8 protein-coding genes and 1 pseudogene are annotated in these 18993 nt (G+C 53.3%); all 9 read left to right on the top strand.

Going from position 1 to position 18993, the window contains the following annotated elements; genetic code table 11:
- Window positions 1–5 precede the first annotated feature (5 nt).
- The 9 genes and pseudogenes from VGH19_18400 to VGH19_18360 all read left to right on the top strand — a co-directional run bounded on the left by VGH19_18400 (window position 6) and on the right by VGH19_18360 (window position 18741).
- A complete protein-coding gene (locus VGH19_18400; GenBank protein HEY1173346.1) occupies window positions 6–3470 on the top strand; it encodes a PAS domain-containing protein in 3465 nt (1154 codons plus the stop codon).
- A 182-nt stretch (window positions 3471–3652) separates the two neighbouring features.
- Window positions 3653–4852 (top strand): response regulator, encoded by a 1200-nt coding sequence (locus VGH19_18395; GenBank protein ID HEY1173345.1) that lies wholly within the window; start codon window positions 3653–3655, stop codon window positions 4850–4852.
- A 193-nt stretch (window positions 4853–5045) separates the two neighbouring features.
- Window positions 5046–5477 carry a hypothetical protein gene (locus VGH19_18390; protein HEY1173344.1) on the top strand — a complete coding sequence of 144 codons (432 nt, stop codon included), beginning with the start codon at window positions 5046–5048 and terminating at the stop codon, window positions 5475–5477.
- A gap of 858 nt (window positions 5478–6335) precedes the next feature.
- Window positions 6336–9518: pseudogene (locus tag VGH19_18385) on the top strand (helicase-related protein).
- A gap of 525 nt (window positions 9519–10043) precedes the next feature.
- Entirely contained in the window at window positions 10044–10796 is a 753-nt protein-coding gene (locus VGH19_18380) for a DUF4391 domain-containing protein (GenBank protein HEY1173343.1), read from the top strand.
- The gene (locus VGH19_18375) at window positions 10793–12544 is read left to right on the top strand and encodes a DUF262 domain-containing protein (protein HEY1173342.1); all 1752 of its coding nucleotides are present in this window, start codon (window positions 10793–10795) and stop codon (window positions 12542–12544) included. Before VGH19_18380 ends, VGH19_18375 begins: the two co-directional genes overlap by 4 nt.
- A gap of 44 nt (window positions 12545–12588) precedes the next feature.
- Window positions 12589–14505, top strand: coding sequence for a site-specific DNA-methyltransferase (locus VGH19_18370; GenBank protein ID HEY1173341.1), 1917 nt, complete (start codon window positions 12589–12591; stop codon window positions 14503–14505).
- A gap of 217 nt (window positions 14506–14722) precedes the next feature.
- Window positions 14723–15697, top strand: a complete 975-nt coding sequence (locus VGH19_18365) for an Abi family protein (protein ID HEY1173340.1) — start codon at window positions 14723–14725, stop codon at window positions 15695–15697.
- A 5-nt stretch (window positions 15698–15702) separates the two neighbouring features.
- The gene (locus VGH19_18360; protein HEY1173339.1) at window positions 15703–18741 is read left to right on the top strand and encodes a DEAD/DEAH box helicase family protein; all 3039 of its coding nucleotides are present in this window, start codon (window positions 15703–15705) and stop codon (window positions 18739–18741) included.
- Window positions 18742–18993 lie beyond the last annotated feature (252 nt).

Here is an 18993-nt window from a genome sequence, read left to right as displayed (position 1 = left end):
GCCCTATGACCGCGAAAACGCTCGATCAGCCAACAAACGGCGTCAATCAAACTCCATCACGAACCATGGGCCGTGATGATCTGGGCGGACTCTGCGATCAATTGAGGAGGTTGGTGCATGCCGACTACTTGTCTTACTTCATCTCCGATATCGACAGACTGGTCGAGATCACGGCATCCGGGCGCACGATCGTCTGGAGACTGGCCGAACGGTTGAGCTTTGAAGCTGCGATGGCTCGGGATTCCATCTTAGAAAGTCGCCCCGTCGAGTACCACGACGTCAACTGCCAGAACGTTAACGAAGCAGACAACTCTATCGAGGTGCCTACCAGAAATTCTTACCTGGCCTCACCTGTAGTGAATGGAACAGGTGAAACAGTCGGCGCCATCCTGACCGGTCAGACCCGGCCAAGGACATGGAGTGAAGCAGACAAAGACGCGTTGCGGTTCGGAGCCTACGCCATCGTACAACTCACACCCGATCATGTCGCCCAAAGGGTGGAACCGGTTGATAGCATACAATTGCGTCGCCGGATACAGCTTGAGCACATCCTAACCAATCTGATGCGCCAATGTTTGCGAGAGCATCAGCGATCACCGCGGGAACTGGTAGAACCCTTTCTTTCACAGCTTGGTGAAGCGACCAATGCTGACCGCGTTTATCTGTTCGAGTTGACCAAGGACTCTTTCCACATGAGTAATACCGCCGAGTGGTGTCAGCCGGGGGTCAAACCGCAGATAAAAAATCTCCAAGAACTACCCACCGATATATTTCCCTGGTGGATGGCCCAAATGCACCAAGGCCGCCATATCCTGTTGCGTACACTCGATGATCTGCCGCCAGAAGCTGATGCCGAGCGGGCCATCTTGGAACCCCAAAAGATCAAGGCTCTGGCGGTGGTCCCGATCTGTTCGTCTGCCGGGCTCAAAGGATTTATCGGCTATGATTCGATATCAGAACACCGCGAATGGGTGGCGGCTGATCTGGAGCTTCTGCAATTAGCGGCAGAAATGCTTGGGCATTACATCTGCGCGCATGAAGCGCATACGGACCTGCTCTCGCTCGTTCAGACAGAGCGCAAGGCCAAAGAGGAACGGGAGCAGCGTTATCAGGCCGTCTTCAATGGCACCTTCCAGCTGATGAGCCTGCTGGATCCTTCCGGTTTGGTTCTTGAAGCCAATCAGCCAGCGCTCGATTTCATTGCGCGAAAAGCAGAGGATGAACTTGGTAAACCGTTTTGGGAAACCGATTGGCTGGCTGACGCCCCCTTGGAATCTGCCAAGGTCAGAGCCGGCATAACCCGTGCAGCAGGTGGAGAAATGGTTCGTGAAAAATTACGCATCAAGAACTTGGAAGGCATCTTGGTGGATATCGATTTCTCCGCCAAACCCCTGAAGGGTGTAAATGGAAGCATCCAGTATCTGGTTGTTGAAGGACGAGACATCTCGCAGTTGGTAGAAACCGAGCAAATGCTGCAAGCCGCCGAGCAGCGCTGGAAGTTCGCTCTCGATGGTAGCGATAAAGGCGTGTGGGACTGGGATCTCCCGACAAATCAGTTCTACTTAAGCCCTCGATTCGAGCAGATCACCGGATTTGAAAACGGAGAGCACCCGAAGACTCCTGACTTGCTGATTGACACAATTCATCCTGATGACCGGCAAGAAGCCAAACTCAAATTGGAAAAGCATCTGCGTGGGGAAACGTGCGTATATGAAGCAGAGCATCGGGTCTTGCGAAAAGATGGCACCTATCTATGGATCCGAGACAAAGGCAAGGTCATGCAACGAAACGAGCAAGGCCATGCCCTGCGCATCGTGGGCACCCGGGCAGACATTTCGCATCAGATCCAGATCCTTACCGCTCTGTCTGAAAACGAACGCCGCCTCCGCTCCGCTCAACGGATAGCCAAGCTGGCTTCATGGGAATGGAACATCATTGAGGACTGCGTCACGTGGAGTCCCGAACTGTATGAGATGGCAGGGCGCGAACTTTCGTGGACAGTTCCTCCACCCTCGAAACAGCGTCCGCTATTCACTGCGCAGAGCTGGGTGAGATTCCAGATGGCCATGACCAATCTTCCCGGCATCGGCGAGCAGTTCTCTTTCGAGGCGGAAATATTGCGCCCTGATGGCGGCAGTTGCTGGGTAATTCTGCGCGCGGAATGTGTGGAAGAGGATGGCGGCAAAGTGATCCGTGTTGCTGGAACAGCGCAGGACATCACACTGACCAAAACGAATGAACGCAATTTGCGTGAGCGCAGTGAAGAACTCGCACTGGCCATTGCCCAACTCGAAAAAGCTGGCCGGATGAAGGATGAATTTCTCGCCAGCATGAGCCATGAACTGCGCACCCCCTTGACCGGCATTCTCAGCCTGTCAGAAGTCTTGCTGGAAGGAGTTTACGGACAACTCTCGGAACGTCAGTCCAAGTATCTCAAATCAATCGAAGAAAGCGGTCGCCATCTGCTGGAACTCATCAATGACATCCTTGATCTGGCCAAAATTGAATCCGGCCAATTGACGCTGCAACTGGCAAACTACCCCATCTCCGATCTTTGCTCGGCCAGCACGCGGCTGGTCAAAGAGATGATGGCCAAGAAAAACCAGACCCTCACTTTCGTACAAGACCCGCAAGACATAATCGTGCGCGTGGATGCCCGCCGGATCAAACAGATGCTGGTGAACTTGCTAAGCAACGCGGTCAAATTCACGCCGAACGACGGTCGTGTATGGCTGCGTATCCAGGGCGATGCAGAAAATGAAATTCTACGGATCGAAGTGGAGGATTCAGGCATCGGCATCAGTCCCTCGCAGCTCAGCAAACTCTTCCAGCCCTTTGTCCAGCTCGACTCGAAGCTTTCACGTCAATACAACGGCACAGGCCTTGGTCTCGCCCTTGTGAGACAGCTCGCCGAGCTGCATGGTGGATGTGTAGGAGTCACCAGTGAGGTTGGTGTCGGCAGTAAGTTCTTTGTCGAAATACCATGGAAGGAACCCAACGCCGCCAAGAAAGCATCACCGAAAGCCCTTCCGCTTTCGACTCCCCATGCGCTTGCCAGCAAAGCCGCCACCTCAGCAAAGAAACCTTTGGTGCTTATTGCCGACGACAACCCGGTAAATGTCGAAGCAGTGAAATGTTACCTCGAAGCTCGTGGCTATGACATCCGTGTAGCCGTCAACGGTGAGGAAGCGGTGACGAGCGTGGAAAAATATTATCCTGATGTCGTCTTGATGGATATACAGATGCCCAAGATGGACGGTCTGGAAGCAACGGAGATCATCCGCCAACACCAGGATCCTGCGGTAAATCATGTCCATATCATAGCGCTTACCGCCTTGGCCATGCCCGGCGACAAAGAACGCTGCTTGCGTGCCGGTTGTGATGATTACTTGTCGAAACCGGTAAAACTGAAAGCGCTCTCCGAACTCATCGGAAAGATTTGCGCCCAGTCAGAAAGTCGCAAGGCCTGAGGTCGCTTAGCCGGTTTGAATCTCCAAATACTTTGGAGCTATTGTACCATTACTTGGCTGCAGTCGATACGGCATCCTTTTTACACCTCTGTGACACTCGCAGACGGTTCATCGCTTGTTCATTCGGCCGATTGCGACGAAATTATAGGCGGAAAAAGAAATTCTGAACTGCGATGAATGACATGAGCACACCCGGCCAAACCCAAGCAACGACACAAATTCTGGTCGTCGATGATGAACCTACCGTCCATGTAAGTATCGAGGCCATCTTGGGCTATGGCCCATACAGATTGGTTCACGCAGACAATGCTCAAGCAGCACTGAAAATCTACGCCGAAGGGAATATCGACCTCGTTCTATTGGACGTCATGATGCCGGGTATGACCGGATTGGAAGCTTGTAAAAAAATCTGCGCACAAAAACCCATAGTGCCCGTACCAGTGATCTTGATGTCTGCCTTGAATTCGGAAGATGTCATCGTAGATGGTCTGGCAGCCGGGGCTACCGATTTCGTGACCAAGCCTTTTCGCCTGCACGAGCTACGGGCCAGAGTTCAGGGTGCCGCCAGACTGAGACTGGCCTTTCTCAGCAAGCATCACGAAATGCAGAAACGGCAAGAACTCATCAGCATGGTCGTGCATGACATCCGCGGTCCATTGACCATCTTCCGCGGTTTCACAGCCCTCCTTCAGGAAAACCTTCTCGAAGCCGGAGACATTGCACGTTACACCAAGACTTTAAATTTTGAGTGTGACCGGATCGCCAGCATGGTGAACGACATGCTCATGATCGCTCTAAACGACCGGGAAGGCTTACAACTCGAGATCAAACAGCAGAACTTGGTGCCTTTGGTGAACCGCTTGATTTCTTCACACCGGTCGATAGCGACTGCCTCCGGGATCAATCTCATCTTCGCCCCATCCGACTCCAATATTTTAGCCGAATGCGATCAGATGATTTTGGAACGCTGTCTGGAAAACCTCATCCTCAATGCAATCAAGCATTCCCAAGGACCATCTTCCATTGATATCTCCTTGGAACAAAATCCTGACCATATCCAAATCACCGTCCGAGATCACGGGCCAGGAATCTCACCCGAATACCAACAACAGATATTCAATCTGTTTAGTATGGGAGCAGGCCAGCGCAAGGGAAAACACGGATATGGCATCGGCCTAGCTTTTTGCAAACTGGCGATGGATGAGCATCAAGGCAGTATCTCAGTGACAAATGCTCTAGGAGGTGGAGCAGAATTTAAGCTGACCTTCCCGAAGTGCCATTCAATCCCTCATGATTACCCAATCGACTCCTGCGCTAAACCTGCTATTCCCACTGTGCAGCCAAGCCTCAACAGCAATCATACAAGTCTCTGCTTGGATTAGGCATGATATTGGTGAAAATCCTGAATAAGGTCGCGCGCACCAAAAGGTGCACCAAATTGATTAACCGAGATTAAGCCGGATCAGCTCAGATACCACTTGATTCCTCGTGAAACCATGCGCCCCATTTGTAGAGGTTTAGAGCATTTCAATTAAAACTGTAACCAATACTGGAAGGTTGTGGTAAGCATGGTTCATGCGAACGACATCTGTTGATCTGCGTGAGCGCATTCTGGCCGCCTATGACGATGAGGAAGGCACCCGGCCTGAGATAGCGCACCGCTTCCGGGTGTCGCTGGGGCTGGTCAAAAAACTCCTCCGGCAGCGGCGGCAGACGGGGGATATCGCTCCGCGGCATCGGTTTTCCGGGCGCAAGCCGACCATTGTCGCCAGTCACCGCAGCCACCTGCGCGCCTTGCTGGCCAAAAAGAACGATTTGACACTGCAGGAACTGCGGACCGCCACCGGGCTCAGGTTTTCCTTGCAGGCCATCAACGTGACGCTGGCGAAAATGGGGCTGACATATAAAAAAAGACGCTCCGCGCCAGCGAGCCAGACCGGCCTGACGTCGTCCGGGCGCGCCGCCAGTGGCGCCAGCAACAGACGGGCTGGGATCCGGCCAGGCTGATCTTCCTGGATGAATCATCAAAGGGGTCACGCTTCATTGATACCGTTACGCCTGGGCCGAACGCGCCTGTTTCGCCGGGATTCCAGAACGGTTCGCACAGGAAGTTTTGGGCCACAACAGCAAAGCCATGAACCGCGCTTACGCCAAACGGGCGAAAGTCAAAGTGCCGCCATTGAGCGAGTATGAGCGCAATCGAGAAAAGTTCCTGACTGCTCCTGAAACCCATTGAGTCACTGAAACTCCCGATATCCGTCGCTCAAATCACAGTAGTTTCAGATTCTGTTCAAAAGGTGAAACAAACTGATCGCATGGGCGGTAAATGAAATAGAAAAAACAACCATTACAATTATTCTCTATTTTCAATGCTGTCCAGTTAAGATCGGGACAGTAGTGATTTGCGGTGAAACTTGAGTTTTCAAAGCGTGAACGTCAGGTCATTGGCGTCTCATCACTTTCTTCCGGATTTGTTCACTCATTTCGTTGTCCCTCGCGGGTAACAACCACTTTGACTCAACGCCTGCTTCTCTCAACCTCACTTTCCACCTGCGGTGTCTTTTAATTTGAGCCAACGCGCCCCCCCCTGCGCATCAATAGAATCTAGGCTTGTTGTACCCAAGGAGGATGCTATCAGAATCAGGAAAGGATTATCGCCATGGAAAGCGTTACAGCAGAAAACGGATTCAGGGCCAAACCTAGCCAACAGGCTACTGCAGGAATGACACTCGAAGTCCGAAAGCATCCAGTGTTTCCAGCAAGCACTCGGATTGAGGAATCCGCCTGAGATGTATTATGCATTGCTGCTATTAGAGGTTTGCAAGCAGACTCCTGACATTCCGCTCTTTATTCCAATTTAACACAATGAAAATCGTTAAAAACCAAGGCACTGACCGTGTCATCACAGAACTACGTTCCAGTTTCGAGAAAGGTGGAAATCTCGATGTTGCATCGCCTGATCTGTCTCTTTTTGGTTTTGGTGAGATGCGCGATCTTCTGGACCAACTTTCCCGCGCACGCATTATAATTTCGCCGTCACTATCTGAGCACCAACCATTACTCGGCGCTGAAGCTGACCGTGGCTTTCGCAATCAACTTAACGCCCATAAACTTGCCCGCGAATTCGCCGAGTGGTTGCGCGCACGTGCTGACATAAAAGTTGCTCCGGCTCCGTTACCACAAGCTATTCTGGTGGCAAACGACTCGCAGGGCATGCCTGTGAAAGTCATCAGCGGAAACTGCTCGATCACTACCGAAGGCCTCGGCGTCACTCCCAGTAACGAGTTTAGCCTCATCCAGGCTACAGAGTCTGCTCAAGAATCCCAATTACTTGCCGGTTGGTTTTCCAAAATGTGGAACTCCATCAAGGCCACTCCGGAAGGAAAAACAGCCTTATTGAGTCTCCTCGACGAGATAAGCGCGAAACGCGAGCCTTCCCAAGTTTATGCTCTGATTCTGTTCCATATCTTCAAAGATCGGGGGAACGAACTTGATGAAGACAAGATAGTCAAATCGGCGACCGGCATCCGTAACACGGTAGTATGGAAGAAACTCTTCAAGTTTCAGCGTGACGGCGTCATTGGGGCAATAGACAAACTTGAGCGACTTGGCGGTTGCATCATTGCTGACAGCGTTGGTCTGGGTAAGACGTTTGAAGCACTTGCCATCATCAAATACTACGAACTGAGGAATGACCGAGTGCTCGTCTTGGTGCCAAAGCGTCTGCGGGATAACTGGACGCTCTACAAGGCGAATGATCGCCGAAACATCCTAGCGTCCGATCGATTCAATTATGATGTTCTCAACCATACCGATCTTTCCAGGGACGGCGGTAAATCCGGTGATATCGAACTCTCACACGTAAACTGGGGCAACTACGACCTTGTCGTCATAGATGAGTCGCACAACTTCCGCAATAAAGCCTCCTTAAAAGACCGCGAGACACGCTACGACCGCCTCATGCGTCGTATTATCAAGGAAGGGGTGAAGACCCGTGTCCTCATGCTCTCGGCCACTCCGGTTAACAACCGCCTCGCCGACCTAAAGAACCAGATTGCGTTCGTTACTGAGGGCGACGACACGGCCCTGTTTGATCAAGGTATCAGCAGCATCGAGTCCACTGTCCGGAAGGCCCAACTTCAATTCAACCGCTGGCTGGCTTCTGGGGAAAATGAACGCACACCATCCAGGCTTATTGAAATGCTTGGGTTCGATTACTTCAAATTGCTTGATTTGCTTACGATAGCCCGCTCCCGCAAACATATCGAAAAATACTACGGGACGACTGAAACCGGCACATTCCCAGAGCGTCTCAAACCGATCAACTACAAGCCGGATGTGGACCGCGCGGGGGAATTTCGCTCCATCCGTGAGATCAACAACGAGATTCGGCGACTCACCTTGGCTGCTTATGCGCCCCTTCGCTACGTCTTGCCCCACAAACAGGCTGCTTACGATGCGAAATACAGCACCCAAATCCGTGGCGGTGAGAGCTTCTTCCGTCAAGTTGACCGTGAAGAGAGCCTCATCCACCTCATCCGAGTCAATGTGCTCAAACGCATGGAAAGTGCGGTGCCATCGTTCGCCCTCACGGTAAGGCGCCAGCTGGCAGATGTTGAGGCCACACTGGAAAAAATCGAAGCGCATGAGGAAGCGGTGGAGGAGATTGACATCGAAGACCTCGAAATCGATGACCCTGCTTTCGAAAGCCTGCTGGTCGGCCGAAAAGTCAAAGTATTGGTGCAGGATATCGATCTGGTCCGCTGGAGGCAGGACCTCATCGAGGACCGCAACCGCCTCGCCACTCTGTATTCTGCTGCACATCAAGTTGGTGCTGCTCGCGATGCGAAACTTGAAACCTTGCGTGGCGTTATAACCCAAAAAGTCCGCCAGCCGTTAAATCCCGGTAATCGCAAGGTGATCGTTTTCACCGCCTTTGCCGATACCGCCCAATACCTCTATGAGGAACTGGCCGGCTGGGCGAAGTCAGAACTCGGCTTGCACTCAGCGTTAGTCACTGGCGCGGGTCGAAACCAGACCACACTTCCAAACCTGCGGAAGGATTTGGCAAGCATTCTCACGGCTTTTTCTCCCCGTTCCAAGGAACGCCCTGATGATGTCACTGCCGAGGGGGATGTTGACCTCCTTATCGCTACCGATTGCATCAGCGAAGGCCAAAATCTCCAAGACTGCGATTTCCTCATCAACTACGACATTCATTGGAATCCCGTCCGGATCATCCAACGCTTTGGCCGTATCGACCGTATCGGCTCTCCGAACAAGAGCATCCAGCTGGTCAATTTCTGGCCAAATATTGAGCTGGAAGAGTATATCAATCTGGAACAGCGCGTTTCCGGTCGAATGGTCCTCCTCGATATTTCTGCCACCGGCGAGGAAAACCTGATTGAGCAACATTCAGGCAACCAGATGAACGATCTGGAATACCGCCGCACCCAGCTCCTCAAACTCCAGGACGCCGTAATCGATCTGGAAGATCTGTCTAGCGGTGTCTCGATAGCTGACCTCACGCTGACCGATTTTCGGATTGATCTCGCACATTATCTCAAAACTCACCCCGGCAAACTCGAGACCCTTCCTTTGGGCACTTTTTCCGTCACCACCTCGCCGGAAACTGGAATCCCGCCAGGCATTGTATTCTGCCTTCGCGCAGAAGGTGAAGCGGCCACGAAATCATTTGAACCGGGTTATCCGCTCGCCCCTCATTACCTCGTCCACGTGGGAGATGATGGCACAGTGCTGCTGCCCTTCACCCAGGCCAAAACGGTGCTTGATCGGCTTAAACGAATATCAGTCGGGCGCGATCTGCCAGACGCAGAAGCCAATGCCCGCTTTGATAAAGCCACCCGGCACGGCGCGGATATGTCCCAGGCCCGCAAGCTCCTCTCTGCGGCAGTCACTTCTGTCATCGGGAAAAAGGAGGAACGCGCCATCGCCAGCCTTTTCACACCTGGCGGCACCCATGCCATCAAAGGAGAGTTCGCCGGCATCAACGACTTCGAAGTCGTCGCCTCCCTCGTGATCCTTCCCGCAACATCTGGCTCCGCTCACAACAACACCCGTCTGGAACTGGCGAATTTCACATTCAAGTTTGAGAAGCCGGACAAGGCCTCATTTTCACAAAAGGATAAACAAGATGCGATTCAGGAAACAATCAATGCTCTCAGTCAAATCCTGGGGTCCGTCAAGAAACCTGACGGAGTACAGATCGACGTAGTTCACTCGGGTGATGGTGATGGGTGCTTCTGGGCTGAATTTGCGGTTTTTGTTGTTGGCGCAGTCGGATTCCTGGGAGCGTTAGGCCCCGCATTGCATGTCTTGGGGTTGGGTATCGAATCAGCCGGCACGGCCACTCAACATTTGGCGAGACTTATGCAAACCGCAGGAGGGTGGCTCAAATGGTCAGCGTGTCGACTCACGCCACAATCCGGACAGGACCTGCCCCGTCCTGGCTGCTTCGGAAACCGGGAGATGCTTGACCGACGGACGAGACGCTGCCGCGATTGCGGTTTTCGTGAAGCCTGCGTTCAGGCGATTGAGGGAAATTCGTAATCCATGCCCCAAGACACCGTCATAGCCGCCCTGCAGCTTCCCGCCGATGCCCTCGTGCATCAGCGTGTGCCCAAAAAGCATCTCGTGGAAAACGGAGCGCCCACGGCTGCGGACAAGCGCCAGATCAATGAAGGCATTGAAGAGCTGCTCTGGATCGCCGCACTCAAGCCAGCCACCATCGGCGTGCCCACCTACCGTGATGATACCCGCGAATATCTGGAGATCGCCGTGCTCTCGCTTACCCTTCGCGAGGGGGCCAAAGCTGCCCGACTTTCCGAATTGATCCATCGCTCCATCCCGTACCCACTCTTTCTCATTGTTTCTCAGGCCGCTGGTTTGACGCTCTCTCTGGCTCACTTGCGATGGTCGCAGGGCCAATCCGGGCAGACGGTGCTCGATGGCCCGCTTACCACCGCAGACCTACCGGAAAACACTCCCACCACTTCTGCGTTTCTGACTGCCCTTAACATCTCCACTCAGCCCCGCCAGCACCTCCATGCTTTCTATCAGGGCTGGATCGAGGCCTTTGAGACATATGCTGCCGCCAGCCAAACCGGAAAATTCACGCCTGCTCTTGATCCTGCTGCTGCCGAGAGTCGTCGCGTAGCGTTAGCTGAGTTTCAACGCCTCAGCCGTGAAATCACCAATCTCCGCGCCCAAGCCGATAAGGAAAAGCAGCTTAACCGTCGCGTGGAAATAAACCTGACCGTGAACCGTCTAGAATCTCAAATGCAGTTGCTGTTAAAATCACTATGAAAGCCGAAGCTCTACCATTGCTAAAATTCCTCCGTAGTTCGCCACAGCTCACCATTCCAATTTACCAGCGCACCTATTCATGGTCGCTCCAAAACTGTGAACAGCTTTGGAATGATATTCTTCGCGTTGGTTCACTGCCTCAGGTGAATGCTCATTTCATCGGCTCGATAGTTTATGTCGAGGCCGATTTACAGACCGTGGGAAATCCTTCAGCACTCCTGATCATTGACGGACAACAGCGCGTAACCACTGCAACAATTTTGCTTGAAGCTTTGGCACGTACCATTGGAGAAGAAGAGCCCGAGGATGGCTTCACGGCACGCAAAATCCGAAACTACTATTTGCTCGATCCCGAGGAAACGGGTGAGCGCCGCCATAAACTCATACTTACCCAAACTGATAAGACGACGATGCTGGCTCTCACTGGCCAGCAACCGATTCCAGACGCTAAGTCCATACGCGTCATGGAAAATTTTGAATATTTTACCCGTCAAATAGGCGGTTTGGATGGAAAAGGCCTTCGGAATCTGTGCCGTGGTCTTGCCAAATTGATGATAGTTGAAGTCGCCTTGCAACGTGGGCAAGACAACCCTCAGCTTATCTTTGAGAGCATGAATTCGACTGGCCTAGCGCTTAGCCAGGCCGATCTCATCCGCAACTTCGTCCTCATGGGGCAAATACCTCACGAACAGACCCGGCTCTATCAAAGCTATTGGCGTCCTATTGAAGAGCGCTTTGGACAAGAGGCATATCGGCAAGCGTTTGATGGATTCATGCGCCATTATCTGACTTTAAAAACACGTAAAATCCCCAGAATCAGCGCGGTCTACAATGAGTTCAAAGCCTATCTCGCTGAACAGGCTGCTGGCGTTGAGCAGGTGCTGGCAGATATCTATGCCCATGCCGGCCACTATGCCGCCATGGCTTTGGGGCAGGAGAAAGATCCGGCCCTTGCTGCCGCCTTTGCCGATCTTGGTGAACTCAAGGTCGACGTGGCTTACCCACTGCTTCTGGAATTGTACCATGATTATAGTAAGGGTCAGCTGTCCCGAGTCGACATGCTGTCCTCCGTCCGATTGATTGAGAATTTCGTGCTGCGCCGTGCCGTCTGTGGCGTCCCAACCAACGTTCTCAACAAAACCTTTGCTGCGTTTGCGCAAAACCTTGTTAAGGATAATTACTTAGACGCCATACAAGCCCGTTTCACAAGCCTTTCAGGCAGGGCAAGGTTTCCGGATGATGCTGAATTCCGCCATGCTCTCTGCCGCAACCATCTGTACAGTTTACGTCCCTTGCGGTTCATCCTCAAACGCTTCGAGAATTATGATCGCAAGGAGCCTGTATCCATTGAAGGACTCACGATTGAACATATCTTGCCGCAGAATAAAGTGCTTAAACCCGAGTGGATCGCCGCTCTCGGCCCCGATTGGCAGACTGTGCAGGATAAATGGCTGCATACTCTAGGTAACCTAACACTGACTGGTTACAATTCCGAGTATCGGGATCACCCGTTTCTCACCAAGCGCGATTTACCGGGTGGATTTGCACAAAGCCCTCTTCGACTTAATCAGGGCCTTGGCCAGCTCGAAACCTGGAATGAAGAAACGATTGTGCAGCGCGGTGAACGTTTGGCTGACACAGCCCTGGAAGTTTGGCCTATGCCCAATCCGCAGCAAGTGGACACCGATACCATGCCCGACCTCGATGAGGAAGAGGAGGACACAGACGATGAAAATAATGGGGGCTAAATCTCGCCTAAATCAGTTTTTCTTCCTACTTTATGTTCATGCCGATGCAGAAACTGACCGTGAACGATCCTGAGACCAAGTCGCCTGATTTGGTGGCTGAGAACCTGGCTGCGCTCAAGGCCCTGTTCCCTGAGTTGCTCACCGAGGGGCCGGAGGGCGTGGCGGTGAATCTTGATGTAATGAAGCAGCTTGTGGGGGACCGGACCGTGACCGAAGCGGAGGAGAAATACGGCCTGAACTGGCATGGCAAACGCCGTGCCCGCCAGCTCGCCCTCACGCCCTCTACCGGCACATTGCGGCCCTGCCCGGAGGATAGCGTGGATTGGGACACCACCCAGAACCTCATGATCGAGGGGGACAATCTGGAAGTGCTCAAGCTCCTCCAGAAATCCTACGCCGGGAAGGTGAAGCTCATCTACATTGATCCGCCTTACAACACCGGCAAGGACTTTGTCTATCCCGACAACTTTCAGGACAACATCAAGAACTACCTGGAAATCACCGGCCAGACTGGCGAAGGCGGCCAGAAACTCTCGTCCAACACCGAGGCCTCCGGCCGCTTCCACACCGACTGGCTCAACATGATGTATCCGCGGCTCAAGCTGGCGAGAAATCTTTTGCGGGATGATGGAGTGATTTTTATTAGCATCGACGACAATGAAATAGATAATCTGCAAAAGCTGTGCAGCGAGATATTGGGTGAAGAAAACTTCTTGGGATGTATTACGTGGCAGAAAAAATACGCACCAGCTAACGACACAATCGATTTCTCTCCATCGCATGACTACCTGCTAGTTTACGCGAAGCTGAGGCCAACTGGGCAGAATGGAAAGTTGGAGGCAATTCTATCACGTGAGGAAAGAAGTGAAAAAACGAACGCGGCTTACAAGAACCCAGATAACGACCCTCGCGGATTGTGGCGTGCTGATAATTACAAATGTAACAAGACGTCAGAAGAGCGCCCTAATCTTTACTACTCCATCATTCAACCAAACACTGGTGACGTGATCTGGCCGAATAAGTCAGCTGTTTGGCGATACAGCAAAGAAAAACACGAGCAGAACTGCAAAGATAAGCGCGTTTGGTGGGGCGTTGACGGCACAAATTTGGTTCCTGCATACAAACGCTTCTTGAGTGACGTGGAAGGGGTGGTTGCGCAGACGATTTGGTTGTGGAGCGAAACGGGACACAACGACGAAGCAAAAAAAGAAATTCAAACTCTGTTTCCGGATGCGCCAGATATTTTTCAAACACCGAAGCCCACTCGTTTAATCTCGAAAATTCTGAGCCTTGGTACGATCCCCGATGAAGAGAATATCGTCTTGGATTTCTTTGGTGGAAGCGCCACAACGGCGCACGCAGTTCTAAATCAAAACTTGTTGGACAACGGCAATCGAAAATACATTTTGGTCCAGTTACCCGAGCCCACTGAGCGAAAGGACTACCCAACCATCGCCCACATAACGCGGGAGCGCCTGCGCCGTGCTGGGAAGAAAATCAAAGACGAGAACTCGCTGTTCGCTGGCGATCTCGGCTTCCGCGTCTTCAAGCTGGATTCCACGAACATCCGCGAGTGGGACCCGAACCGCGCGAACCTCGCCGAGAGCCTCGAAGCCTCCGTGGAGCACCTCAAGACCAACCGCACCGAGCAGGACATCCTGTTCGAACTGCTCCTCAAGCTCGGCCTCGACCTCTGCGTGCCCATCGAGACGCGCAAAATCGGCACCCACGAAGTCCACAGCATCGGCGCGGGCACCTTGCTCGTCTGCCTTTCCAAATCCATCCCGCAAGCCGAAGTGGAGCCGCTGGCCCTCGGCCTCGTGGCCTGGCACAAAGAGCTGAAACCCGCGGGCGAAACCACCGTCGTCTTCCGCGACAGCGCCTTCGCCAACGACGTGGCCAAAACCAACCTCGCCGCCATCCTCCAGCAATACGGCTTGGGCAATGTTCGCAGCCTTTGATGCAACTGACTGCCAACAAGATACTTAGGGGAATCCCGGAAAACACTCAGGAAACAACCCTTGAGAACATGCGTTGCGTGATTGGATCAGGTATTGACGAGTGGCCAGTGACAAGGCAATGTATCTACATCATAGCTGCCGCGCCTCTGCTTGCATGCGCAATTCGGCGGCTCTTTTTTTGCCCTGATTCGACGCTTTCCATGAAAGGTGGCAGCGAATGATTTATGCCAAGCACGCGCTTTCACTCGAAGACCAAGCCGATCTGCTTCTAAAAAGGGGATTGGTCGCCAATCGTGACGAGCTGATTGCCCGGCTCAAGGCGGTGAATTACTACCGGCTGAGCGGTTACTTATACCCTTTCCGGATTCGAGACAGCGCCGGAAAACCCACCGACACTTTCCATCCCGGCACCGACTTTAACCTCGTTTGGCGGCGATACAATTTTGACCGGCGTCTGCGGATGTTGCTGCTGGACGCCATCGAGCGGATTGAAGTTTCGGTGCGAACCCAAATCGTTTTCACCTTTGTCCGTGTGCATGGCCCGTTTGGGTACCTCAATGAGGGGAATCTTCCCGGGTTCAAAAAAAAGGCGCTCTGGTCACGTTGCTTGCGGAATTTGAAATCCCTGGTGAGTCTAAAGGGACTGGAAAGGACTGAATACCAGCTTTGGCTGGGCAAGCTCTCCAACGAAAAACGTCGTTCAAGCGATGCTTTCGTAAAACACTTCGACATAAATTACGGTACCGATCACAAATATCTGCCCCTCTGGATGGCCTGTGAGCTCATGACATGTGAGACCGTAATGCAGCTCGCCTATGGAATTGACCGGTCCCTGATCAAACAGGTGGCGGCAAACTACCAGTTCACGGACGAGCAATTGCTGTCATGGACAAAAGCCATCTTCACGCTGCGCAATGCCTGTGCGCATCACGCCCGTATCTGGAATCGTGTATTCGGCGTGAAGCCATCCGTGCCAGGTAAAAGAAAGAATCCCGACTGGCATGTTCAACCAGGTTTCGCCAATGACCGCGTGGGACTGATGCTGACCGTCTGCCATTTCTGGCTGGGCAAGGTAAGCACCACCACCAGATGGCGCACCCGGCTCTTCGCCTTGTTCGACGAATTTCCTGAAATCCCGCTTGCCGAAATGGGCCTGCCGCCCGATTGGCGCAATCATACCCTCTGGAAGTGACCACCATGAAACTGCACTTCGAGCCCAACCTCGACTACCAGATCCAAGCCATCGAAGCGGTCTGCGATCTCTTCCGCGGCCAGGAGATGTGCCGCACGGAGTTCACCGTAACTCGGGACGGAGCTGACGCTCAGGCCCGCATGGCCTTTGCCGAAAATGATCTGGGCATCGGCAACCGGCTGACCCTGCTGGATGATGAGCTGTTAGCGAACCTGCATGCCATCCAGCTCCGCCACGGCCTTGCGCCCTCGGCCTCGCTCGCCTCGGGCGATTTCACCGTGGAGATGGAGACCGGCACCGGGAAGACCTACGTCTATCTGCGCACCGTCTTTGAGCTGAACAAACGCTATGGCTTCACCAAGTTCGTCATCGTGGTTCCCTCGGTGGCGATCAAAGAGGGCGTGTATCACACCATCGAGACGGCGGCGGAACACCTCAAGGCGCTCTATGCGGGCGTGCCGTTCGACTTTTTCCTGTATGACTCGGCGAAGCTGGGACAGGTGCGCAACTTTGCCACCAGTCCACAGATCCAGATCATGGTGATGACCGTCGGCGCCATCAACAAGTTCGGCGACGAACAGGCCGCGCAGTCCGAGGAAGCAGACGAAGCGGCCCGCCGCGAGAAATCGAAGAACGTGATGTATCGCCCCAGCGAGAAGACCGGCGGCGAAAAACCCATCGACTTGATCCGGGCCACGCGTCCTATCCTCATCGTGGATGAGCCGCAAAGCGTCGAAGGCGGCCTGGACGGCAAAGGCAAAAAGGCCATGGAGCGTATGAACCCGCTCTGCAACCTGCGCTACTCCGCGACGCCGCGCGAGGCGCATCACATGATTTTTAAACTCGATGCGGTGGACGCTTACGAGCGCAAGCTGGTGAAGCAGATCGAGGTGGCCGCTGCCTCGGTGGAAGGCGGACACAACAAGCCGTATGTGCGCTTGCTGTCGGTCAGCAACAAGAAAGGCGTTATCACCGCGAAAGTGGAGCTGGATACGCAGGCAAAAACTGGCGTAACACGCAAAGAAGTGATTGTGCAGGATGGAGATAATCTGGAAATGACCACGGGCCGGCCTGTGTATCACGACTGCCGGGTGGGCGAAATCCGAGTAGCCAAAGGTGATGAGTTTCTCGAACTGCGCTATCCGGGAGGTGAACAATACCTTCGCCCTGGCCAAGCCTACGGCGACGTAGAACCGCTGACGGTGCAACGCCAGATGATCCACCGCACCATCAAGGAGCACCTCGACAAGGAAAAGCGCCTCGCGCCGCAAGGCATAAAGGTTTTGAGCCTGTTCTTCATCGATTCCGTGGAGAAATACCGGCAATACGATGCCGAAGGCAACCCGGTGAAGGGTGACTACGCCCGCATCTTTGAAGAGGAATACCGCCGGCTAGCGAAGCACCCCGACTACCAAAGTCTTTTCAAGGAGGTGGATATGAAAACCTCTGCTGAGGAGGTTCACAATGGGTATTTTTCGGTCGATAAGAAGAAAATTGGGTCAAAGACAGTAGAAGTATTGAAAGACACCAAGGGCACCACAGCAGCCGACGACGACACCTACAGCCTCATCATGCGGGACAAAGAGAAGCTCCTGAGCTTCGAGACGCCGCTAAAGTTCATCTTTTCCCACTCCGCCCTGCGCGAGGGCTGGGACAATCCGAACGTCTTCCAGATCTGCGCCCTGCGTGAGATGTCCTCCGAACAGCAACGTCGCCAGACCATTGGACGCGGCCTGCGTCTTTGCGTGAACCAGCAAGGCGAACGCTTACGCGGGTTCGAGGTCAACACGTTGACAGTCATCGCGACCGAGAGCTACGAACAGTTCGCCGAGAGCCTCCAGAAAGAAATCGAGGAAGAGACGGGCATCCGTTTCGGGATCGTGGAAACGCATCAATTTGCCGGCATTACCGTCACAGGAGCCGACGGCCAGCCCGCGCCCCTGGGTTTTGACCAATCGAAAGTCCTGTGGGAACATCTAAGAACCACCGGCCTCGTCAACGCTCAAGGCAAAATACAGGACGCCCTGCGCACGGCCCTCAAGAACGGGACACTAACCTTGCCGGAACCATTCACAGATCATCTGCCGCAGGTGAAGGAAATCCTACGCAAGCTGGCCGGACGCCTGGAGATAAAGAACGCCGACGAGCGCAAGCAGGTGAAGACTCGTCAGGCGGTGCTGCAAGGAGCGGAGTTCAAAGCATTGTGGGATCGTATCAAACATAAAACCACCTACCGCGTGCAGTTCGACAACGAAGCCTTGCTGACGACCTGCATTAAGGCTTTGAAAGATCCGAATTTCCTGATCGCCAAGACCCGTCTGCAATGGCGTAAAGCCGACCTCGCCATCGGACGTTCGGGCGTGGACACGAAGGAGACGGCCACCTCGGCCCCGGTGACCCTCGACGAAGGCGACATCGAGTTGCCGGACATCCTTACCGATCTCCAGGACAAAACCTCGCTTACTCGTCGAAGCATCCATCGCATCCTCGTGAACAGCGGGCGGCTTGATGATTTCAAACGCAATCCCCAACAGTTCATCGAACTGGCCGCCGAAATCATCAACCGCAGTAAGCGTATGGCACTGGTGGACGGCATCAAATACCAGCGTATCGGAGCCGAGGAATACTACGCCCAGCAACTTTTCGAGACCGAAGAACTGACCGGATATCTGAAGTCCATGATTGATGCTGGCAAGAGCGTCCACGAACAGGTCATCTACCAATCCGATACCGAGCGCAATTTCGCGGAGCAGTTGGAAAAAAACGAAGCTATCAAGGTTTACGCCAAGCTCCCAAGTTGGTTCAAAGTTCCCACACCTCTGGGTCCCTACAACCCGGACTGGGCAATCCTAGTGGATAGAGACGGCACAGAACGGCTTTATTTGGTAGTTGAAACCAAGAGCAGCCTCTTCACTGATGACCTTCGCGACAAAGAAAGCGCTAAGATCAAGTGTGGCGAAGCGCATTTTGCTGAGCTTGCCAGCCACAACTCGCCAGCAGCACGCTTCCGAAAGGCGACCAAGGTGGATGAAATACTGATGTGAGATTGCCTACACTTATGGAATGATCGATTGCCAACCCTGCTCCTCGCCAAAGTTTCGTCAGAACCCAAAAAATCCTCACTCCACCCGGCAACATCATTTTTTTAGCCGCTCTAAAATATCAGAGCTGGCCCGGTGAATGCGCCCCAAAACGTGCATCAAATTTCTGAAACCTGATTAAGGAGGATTAGATGAGATACAGCTTGATTCCTTGGAAAAATTCGGTTTCCCGGTTTTTCTTCTGAATGCATGGGT

Source organism: Verrucomicrobiia bacterium (assembly GCA_036405135.1).
Taxonomy (GTDB): Bacteria; Verrucomicrobiota; Verrucomicrobiia; order Limisphaerales; family JAEYXS01; genus JAEYXS01.
This window is presented reverse-complemented; position numbering and strand designations above follow the sequence as displayed.

Coding starts and splice junctions, on each gene's coding strand:
- VGH19_18395 (HEY1173345.1), top strand. CDS start 3,653: ATGAGCACACCCGGCCAAACCCAAGCAACGACACAAATTCTGGTCGTC.
- VGH19_18390 (HEY1173344.1), top strand. CDS start 5,046: ATGCGAACGACATCTGTTGATCTGCGTGAGCGCATTCTGGCCGCCTAT.
- VGH19_18375 (HEY1173342.1), top strand. CDS start 10,793: ATGAAAGCCGAAGCTCTACCATTGCTAAAATTCCTCCGTAGTTCGCCA.
- VGH19_18400 (HEY1173346.1), top strand. CDS start 6: ATGACCGCGAAAACGCTCGATCAGCCAACAAACGGCGTCAATCAAACT.
- VGH19_18360 (HEY1173339.1), top strand. CDS start 15,703: ATGAAACTGCACTTCGAGCCCAACCTCGACTACCAGATCCAAGCCATC.
- VGH19_18365 (HEY1173340.1), top strand. CDS start 14,723: ATGATTTATGCCAAGCACGCGCTTTCACTCGAAGACCAAGCCGATCTG.
- VGH19_18380 (HEY1173343.1), top strand. CDS start 10,044: ATGCCCCAAGACACCGTCATAGCCGCCCTGCAGCTTCCCGCCGATGCC.
- VGH19_18370 (HEY1173341.1), top strand. CDS start 12,589: ATGCAGAAACTGACCGTGAACGATCCTGAGACCAAGTCGCCTGATTTG.